General features: G+C 59.2%; 5 protein-coding genes and 1 pseudogene. 4 read left to right on the top strand and 2 right to left on the bottom strand.

The genetic code is table 11. The annotated features are described in order from the left end of the window. Positions 1 to 37 precede the first annotated feature (37 nt). On the bottom strand, positions 38 to 577 hold the full coding sequence (locus tag AOA14_RS11230; RefSeq protein WP_062901872.1) for an AfsR/SARP family transcriptional regulator: 540 nt from the start codon (positions 575 to 577) through the stop codon (positions 38 to 40). 521 nt (positions 578 to 1098) lie between these two features. Here AOA14_RS11230 and AOA14_RS11235 point away from each other — a divergent pair. After that, on the top strand, positions 1099 to 7068 hold the full coding sequence (locus AOA14_RS11235) for an autotransporter domain-containing protein (protein WP_062770758.1): 5970 nt from the start codon (positions 1099 to 1101) through the stop codon (positions 7066 to 7068). Between the two features lie 75 nt (positions 7069 to 7143). Continuing rightward, positions 7144 to 8676: a class I SAM-dependent methyltransferase gene (locus tag AOA14_RS11240; RefSeq protein WP_062770756.1), complete on the top strand. Its 1533-nt coding sequence runs from the start codon at positions 7144 to 7146 to the stop codon at positions 8674 to 8676. Here AOA14_RS11240 and AOA14_RS11245 read toward each other — a convergent pair. Then, positions 8673 to 9630 (bottom strand): annotated as a pseudogene (locus AOA14_RS11245) (IS481 family transposase). The gene AOA14_RS11240 and the pseudogene AOA14_RS11245 overlap by 4 nt on opposite strands. Before the next feature lie 233 nt (positions 9631 to 9863). Here AOA14_RS11245 and AOA14_RS19785 point away from each other — a divergent pair. After that, positions 9864 to 10460, top strand: a complete 597-nt coding sequence (locus AOA14_RS19785; RefSeq protein ID WP_152998661.1) for an AfsR/SARP family transcriptional regulator — start codon at positions 9864 to 9866, stop codon at positions 10458 to 10460. A 1035-nt stretch (positions 10461 to 11495) separates the two neighbouring features. Continuing rightward, positions 11496 to 14534 (top strand): TonB-dependent receptor, encoded by a 3039-nt coding sequence (locus AOA14_RS11250; protein WP_202988241.1) that lies wholly within the window; start codon positions 11496 to 11498, stop codon positions 14532 to 14534. Positions 14535 to 14543: the final 9 nt, after the last annotated feature.

A 14543-nucleotide genomic window follows, 5' to 3' on the forward strand; every position in this document is an offset into this window, starting at 1 on the left:
GCCTTCATGCGTTAAGCTTCAGCGCGGTACCACTGCGCTATAGACGACGATGCCCAAATAAACGAAGCGGGGCGCGCAATAGACTGTCCGCCCCCTCCTCCATCGCTATCGGCTTAGAAAGGTCGGAAAGGCTATACCGCATTTCCCTCAACCATTCTTCGAAACCTTCTTCGCCCGCAATATCAATGCCTTCCAGAAACTCTCCCGTTGACTGCCGGACGACCTCTTCATCACGTATATCGGCTTCTACGAAATGAAGGTTGAGCCTAACTGTTCTGGAGGTAGTTTCTACCAGCGGAATAGGCAGGCTTTCAGTCAGCTTGCGCAAGCCATGGAGCTCGCGGCGCAGGCTGGTCTGCGCTTGCCGTAACTCGCGTGATCCCCAAAGTTTGTCTTGAATCCAAGCTCGCCAGCGCTCGCCAGAATTTGCGCTTGCGAGTAGTCCGAGCAGCGCAATCGCTTTTTTGCTCGTGACGTCGAGCCGATGGCCGTTCGGAGCGATCAAATGAAAGGCACCCAGAAATTGCATTTTATAGCGGACGCCTTCCGTCACCCGCTTTTCTTTACCGTCTCGCATGTTCCGCCCACCCCCACGTCGTTGCGCCATCCCCAAATTGTTGCAGTGACGTCGGAATTAGGGCGCACGTGGGGGGGCGAGCAACGCTGAAAATGGTGCCGGACGAATTAATCACGATCAGAAAACGATCTGCTGACGCGTCGATCACGACGCGCGAACGTATCAATCGGCATCTGCATAACTGACCAGCCGCGCAAGCCGGTTTGAATCAGGGGGAAAGTTCAACGTCAGAAAATTTCGGTGTCAGCGATCACGCGCACGGATCCGCGCGCCACTATCCGTATCACTTAATTTTTGCATGCAGAGGAATAACTATGTCGATTAACTCCGCTTCTCGTTTCCGTCGCCTTGCTAAGGGCGCTCTACTCGTATCTGCCGCTTTTCCGGTTTCGGCGCTGATCGTTGCGGATAGCGCGAATGCAGAGCAAACTGTGGAGGTTAGCGGACCGGAATCCGCCGCGAGCGTTCAAGCAAAAGTCGACGCTGCTAAAGCAACGCCCGATCGCGACATTGCAATTACGGTGACGTCGAAAGGTGCAATTTCGGGACCTGGAACCATCGGCATTGCGCCTCTGGGGGGGCAAGGCGACGGCGTCATTAACTTCGGCAATGTCGGTAGTATCGGAGCGGTCGACAAGGCCGGTGCGGTGACCGATTCGGTCGGCGTTGCGCTAAACGGGTCGTCGGCAAAGGCGGATAATACGCTGACCGCCACCAATAGCGGGCTAATCACAGGCGGTTTTTCGGCGACCGGCTTTGGCGGCACCGTGTCGCTCGACAACAGCGGGACGATCTACAACGGCGTTACGCTGATGGGTGCCGGCGATGTGTCGCTGACCTCTGCGGGCGCCGTTCGCTCGGGCAACGTAAACGTCCAGTCGACGGTTGCGCAGGCGACCACCAAAGCTGGCGATACGACGACCGACGTCTACACCAGTGGTGATGTCAAAGGCGTGATCGGCGATGTCGCCAGCGCCGACGGCAAGACCAAGGGCAGCGCCGTGTTCGTCGGTCCGGTCGGCAATGTCGATGTGACGGCAAAGGGCGTTGCGGGGACTGTCACCGGCTATACGGTCGGCTCGTCGGTCACTGTCGTAAACACGGCAGCAATTCCGCTTGCTGACAAATCGGTCGTAACCAGCGAGACCAGTGCGACTTATGAGGCGGGCACGGTCAAGATCGCCACGGCGGCAACCAGCAAGCTCGACGCCGTCAACGGTGTTGCCAATGGCAATGTCGATATCACCGTGGCGGGGACGGTCGAAAATGGCGTGAACGCGGTTCCGGTCTTCAATGTCAATTCGACGAGCAAGACCGTTCAGACGCGCGACAGTAAGAATGCCGTGGATCTCGAGCGGATCGACAGTTTTACCCGTGAAGCGGTGGCAGGCGATTCGACGATTAGGATTGCCGAAACGGGCGTGGTCGGCGGGGCATTCGCTCAAGCGACGCGGGATGCATCGATCAGTCATGCTGGTGAAGTCAAGGGTGCGCTGAATGCAATTGGCGGTGCTGGCGCAACGACCGATAGCGGCAGCACGACGACGACGCGGAACGACACGGGCAATTTGCTCAAGATCGTGACCGCGAACAACTCGGCGAGCGCAGTGGGCAAAGCGACGATCGAAATCGCCGAAGGCGCTTCCGTAGGGGGCGGCGTGTCGGCTACGGCGACCAGCGACGCATCGGTGATCAACGCCGGTGCAGTCGATGGCGCCGTTACCGCACGCGCCGGCAACGGCGGGGCGAGCAGTTTCGATCAGACGCTGATTTATGACGGAAAAGGTGGCCTCCTCGGCAACACGACGAAGACGACGAGCGGCCCCGCGGCCGGCAACGCTTCGGTCGTCGTCGCCGAAACCGGATCGATCGGCGGCAATGCCCTGGCGACCGCTACCAATAATGCCTCGGCGGACAATGCGGGTGCGATCGACGGAAATTTGACGGCGACCGCGGGCAACGGCAACGCTAACGCGACCAGTCAGGCTCTGGTGTTCGACAGCACTGGCGCTCTCCTCCTCAGCGACGTGTATGAAACGAGCGATACCCGTTCGAAGGGCAATGCTTCCGCCGTCAATGCGGCGACCGGTAAAGTCGGTGGATCGGTCAACGCCAATGCCACCCAGGATATTTCGATTGCCAATGCCGGCACGGTCGGTGGCGGCGTAAACGGCAATTCGTCGGGCAGCGATTCGACATACAGCCGCACCATTCTGACCCCGGCGCCGGTCGTCGATGCCACAGCCGGGACGACCACGACAAAATACAGCTTTGCCGACGAATCGGCGAACACGTCGACGACGGGTAAGGTGGGTTTCACTAACGCGGCGGGCGGCGTCATCGGCTTCAACGGGGTCGGCAACGTCAACCTGACGGCGGGCGGCGATATCACCATCCTGAATCAGGGTGAGGTTCGCGGCACGACCTATGCGGCGAGCAGCAGCAGCAAGTCTGCGAACGCCAGCAGCTATAATTCGACCGAGGTGCTCGACGGCAAAGGGGGCCGTTCCTTCACCGAGGATCGGACGAGCAAAGGCAGCAGCACAGCAACGGGCGGCAATGTCGCCGGTACCTACGCGGGCGCCAATGGGACCAAGAATTTCGTGCCGGGTGCCAACGGCACCATCACCCAGATTGCTGATCTAGCCAGCACCGCGACTGTCACAGGCGCTGTCTTCGGTAACGTAAACTCCTATGCGGGCAATTCGGGGGTGGCGGGTTCGTCCTTCGCGAATAGCAGCAGCGAGACGACCGTGCTCGACGTCGATGGCACCGGAACCTTCTCGGGCAAATATGCCGAATCGTCCGAAACGACGGCGATCAGTGGCGGTGACAGCAAGGTGACGATCGCCGGGCGCGTCGCAACCGGAAATGCCGGCGGGGGAGGCTTTGTCTATTCGCAGGGCACCAACAGCTCGTCAGTGGTGGTCAGCGACTCGGTCGAACAGGGCGTCACCAGCAACGCTTTTGGAGCGTCGGCAGGAAAGGCCGAGGAAGCGGGCAGCATCGCGCAGACCGTCACCAAGGGTACCTATGTGACCGACGAACTGATTGTGAAGAGCAGCAGCGCATCGGTGGTCAGCGATGGCGCCAGTTCGGCATCGATCACCGGCAAGGCGACCGCCAGCCAGGATACCGTCGGCGGCTCGGTCACGATCAACGGTGTGAAGTCCGCGTCGGCTGATGTCGCTGCCAAGGCAATCGTTGGCGGCGACCTGACCGTCAGCGCGAACAATGGAACCGACTTTGCGAGCACTACCGAGCAATCCTATGTCCGCGACGCCAAGACTGGCGTGGCGACCGCATCGGAAATCATCAGCTCAACCAGCGGTGCTGCGGCCGCGCAGGGCAACGCTCAGGCGACGATCGCCGGGACCGTCGAAGGCGGCACCTATGTGGCCGCGGGTCGCGGCGACGCGAAGGTCACTTTGACCGGCGTCTCGGAAGACTATGTCTCTGCGGTTGCGAGCGGCAGCGTCACCAAGACGACGGTCGAGCGCGAATGGACCGGCAAGACCAAGTCGGGGTCCGCTGACTTCGGCACGCTGGTCAGCAGCCTGACCGGACGGACGCTCGGCGAAAGCGTGATCACCGAGACGACTGTTGTCGGGGGTAAGGCCTCGATCGTGATCGACTCGGCTCAGGCGCTGAAGGACAAGGCGATCGCCGCGACCGAAGGCAACGCTTTCGCCTATGGCGTCGGCGGAGCATCTATCTCGGTGACCAAGGGGTCGATCGTCGGCGGTGATGCCAGCGCGATCAGCTATGCCACGAACAATGTTACGACTGCGACGACGACGAATGATGGCAAGGGCACCGTTACCCAAACCGCCTCGTCGACGAACACGATCGTCGGCGGTCCGGCTTCGGTCGTCAACGACGGTCAGGTGAAGGGCAATGTCCTTGCGGACAGTGCAACGTCGGCGACCGTCAGCAACAGTGGCAAGATCGCCGGTAGCGCGACGGCGCGTTCGATCGTCACCGCGACGGACAGCAGCAGCGTTACGACGGACGTCGGCAAGGCGTCGCTCCAGACGATTACCGAGACTTTCACCCCGGTCGTGGCGCTCGGCAAGGCCAGCGTGACTAACGCGGCGGGGGCGGTCATCGGGGGCGACATCAATGTTGCCGCCGGCGAAGGCGCTGTGACGAACAACGGTATTGTGGGCGGCACCACCGTCCTCGGCCAGAACATCGACACCGCGTCGCGCACCGAGGTTCGCACGGACACATCGACCGAAACCACCTACACGCCCGCGGCTGCACTGCTGGCGCAGACCTACACGGCCAATCAGAACGGCGTGTCGGGCGGCTTCTATGTCGGCGGCGGTCTCGACAATGATCCGACCGGCGAAGGTGCGGTCAAGTCCAGCGACGTGAAGGCGACGATCAATCTCAATTCGGGGTCGGCGACGCTCGGCAGCATCTTTGGTGAGCGTGACGAGGATGGTAACCGGACGACCGACACCACGGTCAATCTGGTAGGATCGGGCTTCCTTGGTGCCGATGAGATCGTATATCCGGGTGCGCCCACGTCGGTGCTTGCCGACAAGCGGAATCCGGTCCTGTCGCTTGGTAAGGACGCGCAGGCTGTCTTTGGCGGTTCGAACTATCAGGTTCGCGTCGTCGGCGTCGAAACGCTGAACAAAGAAGGCGCGGGGACGTTCGTGATCAACGGCGCGGCCTATGATCCCGGCCTGCCCGGCGGCGAGCCCGCCTACACTCTCGATGTCGGTAATTTCAACATCAAGGCAGGTGAGGTTCAACTCACGACCAGTCAAGCTGTTGATGCCGAATTCGGTATTCGCGGCGCCATCAACAACGCTGCGACGCTGGTCATCGGTCGCCGGATCACCCCGGGCCAGAACCAGTTCGGTAACAGCCTGGTTGGCCAGACCGAACTGATCGACGGCATCACCATCCGTCAGGTTGGCGATTATAACCAGACCGCGGCTGGCACGACGGTCGTCGGGCTGACGCCGACGCTGATCCGCGTTTATCCGAGCTCAGTGTCGTCCGGTGCGACCCTGCCCGAGCCGCTGGGTCCGGTCACCGGCGGCGTCAGCGTGGGCTACTTCACCACGCCGGCGCTGGCGGGGGTTGATGTCGATCCGTCGCGGGTCAACATCACGGGTAACTTGAACCTGGCTGGCAAGGTCGCGGTGAATGTCTATCGTGACAGCCTCTACGCCAATGGCGACGGCTACACGCTGTTCACCTATACCGGCACGGGAGCTGTTTCGGCCGCCGCCGCACCGACCCTGACTTCGCCCTTCGTCGGATTCACCCTGGTGCATGATACGGCGAAGAAGGAAGTTCGTCTGGAAGTGAAGCGCAGCAGCTATGCCGGCGGGGCGAACAACCCCAACGCCGTTGCCGCTGCGACCGGTCTCGACTCGGCGCTAGCCTCGGCCATCGGTCGTATCCGTACCGACGCGGCGGGCGGCGCGGGCTTCGCGTCGGTGACCGAACTCGGCTATGCGCAGGACATCGCCAACGTCGCCACGGCGCTCGACTTCCGTCTCTCGTCGGAACAGGCCGCGGAGCTATTCAACGAGTTGTCGTCGGGTGAGATTTATGGCTCGCTTGCTGCGGTCGATCAGAATGGCGTCTTTGGCCAAACGCTCGACATGCTGACCAACCGCCGCTCGTTCGGGGGCGATTTCGCGACGCAGCTCTGGCTCAATCCCGTCGGCAACTGGGGCAAGTTCGGTGACGGCGATGCCTTCGGTGCTTCGGACATCCGTGCGAACAGCTACGGTCTCGCCGGTGGTCTCGACTTCGCCTATGCTGCGGACGGTGCCTTCGGCTTCGGCGGGGCCTATGCCGAGCACGACATCGCCGCGCGCGGCACACCGGAGGCAGTTGATGGCCGCACCTGGACGGTGGGCGCTTATGTCACGCAGGGCTTCGGACCGATCTATGCCAATGCGAAGCTGGCCTTCGGCTGGACCAACTATGATGCGACCCGCACGATGAGCCTGCTGGCGCGGACCGCGGAAGCATCGATCAACGCCAAGCAACTAGATGTCAGCCTTGAAGCCGGTTATGACTATCGTACCGGCAGCATGACCATCACGCCTTATGGTAAGCTTGTCTTGCGCAGGACCTCGCTGGAAGGTTTCACCGAAACCGGAGCGGGTGCGTTCAGCCTCGATGTGGAAGGTCGCAAGAAGACGGTCTTCTCGCCGGTTCTGGGCGTGAAACTCGGTACCGAAACCGAGCTTTCCGACAGCGTCACGATTCGTCCCTTTGCTAAGGCGTCTTACACCTTCCAAGGCAATCTGCCGAACGACGTGACGGTTAGCTATGTCGGCGGTGGCGATGCGTTCGTTCTGCGCGGCGCGGAACCCGACAGCTTCGGGATGGTCGAGGCTGGGTTCGAAGCGAAGGTGGCCGACCGGTTGAACCTCTTCTTCACGGGCAGCCAGACCTTCGGCGGCGACAATAAGGTGACGGGCCTGCGTGGCGGCGTGACCTTCCAGTTCTGATTTCAGACTAGTCCACTGGGTTACCCCCGTGGGGGGCGTGTCCAAAGCACGCCCCCCTTTTTTTGGAGAATTGATATGTGGAATGCGGGATACGTATCGGAAGTAGACTACATTTACGGCTATTTCTCCGAGCTGGCGCCGGTACGCTTAAAATTCGCCCTACTTTCCCGAGGCGTTTCGCACGATGTTGGCGATAGCCCCAGTTACCTTGAACTGGGTTTCGGCCACGGTCTTTCGCTCAATATCAATGCGGCGACATCGTCCGGGCGATTCTTTGGCACGGACTTCAATCCTTCGCAGGCGGCTTATGCGGCCCAGATCGCTCGGGCCTGCGGTAAACCACTGGGCATCTTCGATGACAGTTTTGAGGAGTTCGCGCGCCGAGACGATCTGCCGCAATTCGATATCATTGCGCTTCACGGTATCTGGTCTTGGGTAAGCAACGAAACGCGCGACGCGATCGTGGAAATCGTGCGATTGAAACTCAAGCCGGGAGGCATTCTCTACATAAGCTATAACTGCAAACCAGGCTGGTCGCCGATTGAACCGCTTCGCCATCTTCTCAATCTGCACGCTGCGAAAGCAGCCGCAGGCGGCTTGCTGGCACGAGTGGATGAATCTCTTCATTTCGCGCAACGTGTGGTGGACGCCAGCGCAGGCTACTTTGATCTATACCCTAGCGTCGGAAATATGGTGGAGTCGATCAGGAAACTTGATCGGAGTTACGTGTCGCATGAATATTTCAATCGCCATTGGCTCCCAGAATCCTTTTCGGAAGTATCGGCCCGTTTGGCTGAAGCTAAAATGGATTTTGCCGCATCGGCCAGCTTGATCGATAATATGCCCGGCTTAGGTGTGCCATCTCATTGCCAAGGTCTTTTGGCCAGCATCTCGGATCTCGCTCTCTATGAAACCACGCGGGACTATATCGTAAACCGGCAGTTTCGACGGGACATCTATGTCAAAGGAAAACGGCAGATGTCTGTCGCCGAAGTAGCTGATCGATTGGAAGCATACAGTTTTCTCACGTTAGCAGAAACAGAGCAACTTCCGCTGACGCTAACGACTGCCGGCGGATCGGCGACACTGCGTTCTGAGATATATCAGCCCGTATGGGAGGCCCTCATGGCTTCCAATGGGGCAGCCGTGCCGTTCGGCGTGCTGGTCGACAGGATCGCGAGCGTCGGAATTACACGCTCGCAGCTTGCCGAGACCCTCTTCGTGCTGACGGGCCGCGGCGACGTCGCTCCGACATCGCAATCTGCAACTCCAGAGGATGACCGCATAGCATCGGTCGCACTGAATATGGAACTCTGTCGCCGATCCAAATATTCTTCGGGTGCGAACAACTTGGCGGCTTCGAACATTGGTTCCGCAGTCCCGGTCACCCGCGTTCAGCAGCTTGTGCTGCTCGCGTTATGGGAGGGCGTTGATGAAGTAGAGACAACGGTCTGGAGATGGCTCTCGGAGCAAGGAGAACGTCTTATCAGTGAGGGAGTAACGTTGGAAACCGTTGAAGAGAACCTCGAGGAGATCAGAAAGATCCATGGGGAGGTGACGTCGAAGCTATTGCCGCTCCTGCGACGTTTGGGAGCCGCTCCTGTCTAAGTGTTCAGCCCTGACAACCAGCGGATCAGATTGATGATGGATCGATCCGGCTCTGAAGTCCAGATTTGCCGATGTATTCATAGGGGTCTAACACGGAGTGTCTTGAGTCTGCAAACGGAGTCGTAGGCGGCCAGTCGACCAAGTGCGTGCGCAACTGATCGTGGCTGTCATAATGGAAGCGCTTGACGGTGGTGTCGTTGATGGTGGGTTCATCGGCTCGACTTGCCGGTTGGTCCAGGGATGGTTCGGCAAGGTGAGCCAATGGTCGAATTCGTTGGCCTCGCCTATCATGTCGAAGCACATCGCGCGTCCATGTGGTATTGCGGTTGCGCGGCTGGTCGGCAAACTAGATGCTATTATCAGTGAGAATCGATCCGGTAGGGCACGTCCTCGAGCAGTAGTTCCAGAAACGCCCAGGCTGTTTGCCTATTTGCCCTTGCTACGAATTGGGTGAGTGCGAACTTGCTGGTGCGATCCATGGCGACGAATAGATAGGGCTTGCCTTTGGCAGTCAGGACCTCGGCGACATCCATGTCGAAGAAGCCGATGGATAGTGTTGGAAGCGTTGCCGCGAGGGCTTGTCGCCCTCGACGCCGGGCAGCCGTGAGATGGCGTGGCGTTGCAGGCAACGGTGTAGCGCCGACCGCGTCAGATGCGGGATCGTCGGCTGCCGGGCATAGAGACAGTCGCCCAACGGCAATAGAGTGTTCGCCGAAATTCGACGACCATCGCTTCCTTAGCTTCTGTGAGGGTTGGGGAATGAGGGCCTGTCGGCCCGGTCTTCAGAGCCTCGACCGTCGTCTGCTTACGCCACTTCGCCTCCCTCTTCGGATTGATCCCCAGCTCCCGGCTCAGCGTCGCGAGCGAAGCTTGCGATCGCTGTACTGCTGCTCCGGCGGCGTACGCGATCGTGGCGCACCCGTGATGTATTCGGCCCCGAATGCCTCCTTCCATTGCAACGAAAGGGTCGCACCATAAATCCATAGGATCAAGCACATGGAAGCCAAATTTGAGCCAAAGGAAGTTTTTTTTATAGACTTACCATACGTATTCTATAACCTGCAAAAAATACGACGAGGGGGTGAAAGCGGCCTCGCGGTGGGAAGCAATATAGTTACGGTTGGCCAAGCGCGATAATGCCGTTTCGGCATGATATTTAGCGTTTGCCGTTAAATTGGATTGCCCACATGTCCTTCTATGCAGTCTCGTCTACCTCAAATTGCATCGCATCGTCGCAGCATCATATCGCCTCCGATATTGCAAATGCTTCTGAATTGCACACCCGATTTTCCAAAAGAGATCTTTCAACTTATAGCTATAACCTGCGTTTTTTAGGCTCTTTTGGACTGGTCGGGCCCGACGGGCGTTGGATTGAAGTGACGCGTAAAAAAAGTATCGCGCTTCTGGCGTTGTTAGCAACCGGGATTAATGGAGAACGGTGGCGCTCTTGGCTTCAAGAAAAGTTGTGGGGTTCATTGGAGCCTCAATGTTCCCAAGCCGCACTGCGACGCGAAATATATTATTTGCGGCGACTAGGGAATGTCTACCAGATCCCATTGTTGATAGCCAACTATCGTGTGGTTAAGCTAAATATTTCAGTCGTAAATATAGACTTTCTTTCTAGAGAAGTTGACGAATACGACGAATTTCTCGAAGGTTTTTCTCTTCTTGGGGAACCAGAGTTCGGCTATTGGTTGAAAAAAACTCGCCAAAATATTAGTAAGTCTATGACAATAAATAGTAATATTTCGGCCCGTGCAGCAGCCCTTCGGGGGCATCTATAACACATTGATCTAGGCGCTGGATTTCCGTTAGCAGGAATTAGAGTTTAGAAGTTTCTGCAGTATCATCCAACCTTGGACCACGGGGGTCTTTCCGCCTTGCTCACACCGGTGGGCTGTTGCACCGGCTGAGTTTGTCGGCCGTACACGATCAATCACCAGATAGGTTAATTGCGTCCAGGCCTGCTGCCTTGGCTTCTGAAAAGGCGCGAAGGGCTATCTCGTTAGCGAGACTGGCGATGCTTTGAATGATCGCGCAGAGCGAACGCGCCTACATCCCGCTCTAGGGCGTCGCGCATCACCCGTCTAAGAACTTGAAGTCAGATTGAGCAACGGCTTGTGAGAATCTGCTACGCCCATTTTTCTGCTCACTCACGCATATAATCGTCCAAATCCGCAAAACGTATCGCTACCGCCACAGCAAACTCTGCAAGCATGCCCTCGCGCGGATTAGAGCGAATAAATGGGTACCCTGCCATAAAGCAGACCCTAGCAATCTAGTGAGAAAGATATTTTCCAGTGATTTGAGTGCCCTTCATTGTTATGCTGGGCGCACCACTTCGGAACAAGGCTGGGCACAGTGCGCGCCTTTTTTTGGCGGCTCCCGCGACCAGCGCTTGGAGCAGATTGCTTTTCAATCCGAGATCCGAACCTCGCCGGTATCGACCCACACGCGCTGTGCAAGCGCGCGCGTGTTTATCGACTTTTTGATCGAGAACATGCGTTAATCCGTGCCAGCCAGTGATCGTGAACGAAGCAAGAGCCCGGGGCTGTTTTCGACGAGCCGATCTGGGTCGCTTAACGCTCGCCGTGTCGGCGATGGCCGGTCTGCCAAAATCGAGAGAGGGCCCGCGCCATACCGCCGCGCTGGGAAGGGCGATGCAAATCGGGCGCAGCATGACGCGCCGGCGGGATGGATGGTATCATAATTCGTCAACAAAGTGGTATGACAAAAAGAAGGATATTTTCGCTGCCTTGTTGACAATATAGGTATGAAGATTATGCCTAGCCGAAATACCAAGCCAATTGGGGAGAGGCATGATGCGGGATTATGTTGGGCTGCGCCGCAAGGCGCGGGCGTCGCGGCTGGTGACGGCATGGGTTTCCGGGGTCGCGCTCTGCGCGCTGCTCGCGCCCGCCAGCGCCCTGGCTCAGGAGCAGGTGCAGTCGGACGATGCTGCGGACGACAATGCGATCGTCGTGACCGGCATCCGTAGTTCGCTGCAGAGTGCGCTCACTGAAAAACGTAACGCCGACAATCTGATCGAAGTCATCCAGGCCGAAGACATCGGGAAATTGCCTGACCAGAATCTCGCCGAGGTGCTCGAGAACATCACCGGGGTGCAAATCACGCGCGAAGCCGGGGTCGGTACTGGCGTGCAGATTCGCGGCACCAACGACAATCGCGTCGAGATCAACGGCGTTTCGACCGTCGGCTCCGGGTCGGGGCGGGGCGGCATCAGCTTCGAGGATGTCAGCGCGTCGATCATCGCGTCGGTCGAAGTGACCAAGGCTCCCGAGGCAAAGACGATCGAGGGATCAGTGGGCGGCACCATCAACCTGCGCACCATTCGCCCGCTCGACCTGAAGGAAATGCTGCTCGCGGCGCGCGTTCAGGGCGAGCATAGCGAACTGTCGAAGAGCGTCCGCCCGCGTATCTCGGCAACGTTCGGCGACAAATGGTCGACGGGTATCGGCCAGATCGGACTGGTGGTAAGCGGCAGCTACACCCAGCAGGAGGCGACGTCCTTCCGTCCGCGCGTCGATCGCGACGGCGGGCTCGTCGAAAATGTCAACGCGACCGTCGTCCGCAGCGGCGTCGCTGAAAATCAGCCGACGCGCCGCCCGGCCGCCCAGGACTTCGACTTCGTCGGCATCCAGTTCCTCAACCAGGAGCTCGAAAATTTCGAATATGAGACGAAGAATTTCGCCGGAACGCTCGAATGGGCGCCGAGCGATCATGTGAAATTCTATTTCGATACCATCTATAACGACCAGCAGCGGCGGCAGGACAGCTCGCGCGTTCAGGGGTCGGGGGTCAACGCGCTGCTCGACTACAGCGTTCCGACATCCTTCCAGACCGTGGATTTCGGCTCGCTCGACGGCGTGAAGCTCGGCAGTATCCGGGTCGCCGAGACGGGCACGATCGAGCCCAATATCGCGGTCGATCGCGACGACCCCAATCTGCGCTTCTCGAGCGATGTCGGGGCCCGCCTGACCAAGAGCGAAATCTACCGGCTCGGCTCCGAGTTCGACGCCGGGCGGCTGACCGGACGCGTCGAGGCATCGCGTTCGATTTCGAACACGCGAAATCCCGATCTCAGCACGACGCTGAATTTCCTCAACCCTAATGCTCCGGTCTTTACCGGGAACGACAATGCGGTCCCCTTCATCTACGACCTGTCGGGCGGATCGCTTGCCTTCGGGATCAATTTTGACTCGCCCTTTGCGCCGACGGTCGAACAATTGCTCGACCCCGCCAATGTCGTGTTGCAGCAGGTGTCGATCGGCAATGACAGCACGCGCAACAAGGAAGACGCGGCGCGCATCGATCTGTCGCTCGATGTCGCGGACCTGACGCCCTTCTTCACCTCATTCGACGTCGGCTATCGCTTCAACCGGTCGTCCAGCACCTTCAACGATGTCGGCTCGACGCTCACGCTCAGCAGCCTCAACGACAGTCCGCGCGGCACCTTGTTTGCCGATCTGCTGGTTCGCGGTCCGAACAATTTCGGCGACGCCGACGGCCGGACGCTTTTCTTCAAGGACTTTCTGCTTATCGACCCCAACCGCGCCTTCAGCGATCGCGAGGGTACACTCGACATCCTGCGCGCCGCCTTGCTGGCGGCGCCCGGCCAGCGCGCACTCAACGACGCATCGGCCAATTCGGCGGGCTATTTCTCGATCAACGAGACGACCAACGCGGTCTATGGTCAGGCCAATTTCGAGATCGGCCCGGTACGCGGCAATTTCGGTCTTCGCTGGCTCGACACCAGCCTCGATTCGATCGGCAATTCGATCACCGGCGCCAATGTGACGCAGGTCGTCACCCGGGGCGGCTACAGCAAGCTGTTGCCGCGGCTCAACCTCGTCGCCGATGTTGCGGACAATATCCTGCTGCGCGCCAGCTGGGGCCGCGACATCAACCGCCCCGATTTCGACCTGTTGTCGACCTCGGTATCGTTCGTCACGAGCGAAAACGCGGCGGTCTCGATCGGCAATCCGAATCTGCGCCCCGAAACCGTCACCTCCTATGACGCCTCGATCGACTGGTACTTCGCGCCTTCGTCGGTGCTCAGCGTCGGGGTGTTTCACAAGAAGCGTACTGACCTTTTCGTCACCCAGCTCGAAGATGCGCCGCTTGACGCCAATGGCTATCGCGACATCACCGCGCCGTGCGAGGGCGGCGGCATCTATAATCCGATCGGGTTTCGCAACCAGCTATCGCCGATCGGCGGATCGGGCATGTGCGTCCCGATCCTGACGACGATCAACGACAGCGGCAGTACGACGCAGACCGGCGTCGAAGTCGCGCTGCAATATGATCTGTCGCAGTTCGAGGAAACATTGGGCTTCGCATCGGGCTTCGGGATCGTCGCCAACTACACCTATCAGAAATTCGGCGGCGGCCAGGCGGTCAACAGCTCGGCGACGCGCGGCACGGATATCTTCAATGCTATCAACGGCATCTACGATGATGCCGATTTCGTGCCGGTAACCGCGAAGCAAGGGCTGCTCGACTTTTCCAAGCACGCCTATAATCTGACACTCTATTACGAAAAATACGGGCTCTCGGCCCGCGCGCGCTACACATGGCGGAGCGCGTTCCGGACGCTGGACACCGTCGGCGGCGCGACGCTTGCGAGCACCTTCGGCTTTCCGGTCGTGACCGCGGCGCGGGGACAGCTCAATGCGAGCATTTCTTACGATATCAACAGCTTCCTCAGTGTCGGGGTCGAAGGGGTCAACCTCTCCAAGTCGAAAATCTCGCAATATTGCGTCAATGACGGGGCACTGCTGTGCTTCGAGGGGCTGCCCGATCGCCGGATCACCTTCGGCGCGTCGGTGCGTTTCTAGGGCGCTCGG

This window comes from Sphingopyxis terrae subsp. terrae NBRC 15098, assembly GCF_001610975.1.
GTDB lineage: Bacteria > Pseudomonadota > Alphaproteobacteria > Sphingomonadales > Sphingomonadaceae > Sphingopyxis > Sphingopyxis terrae_A.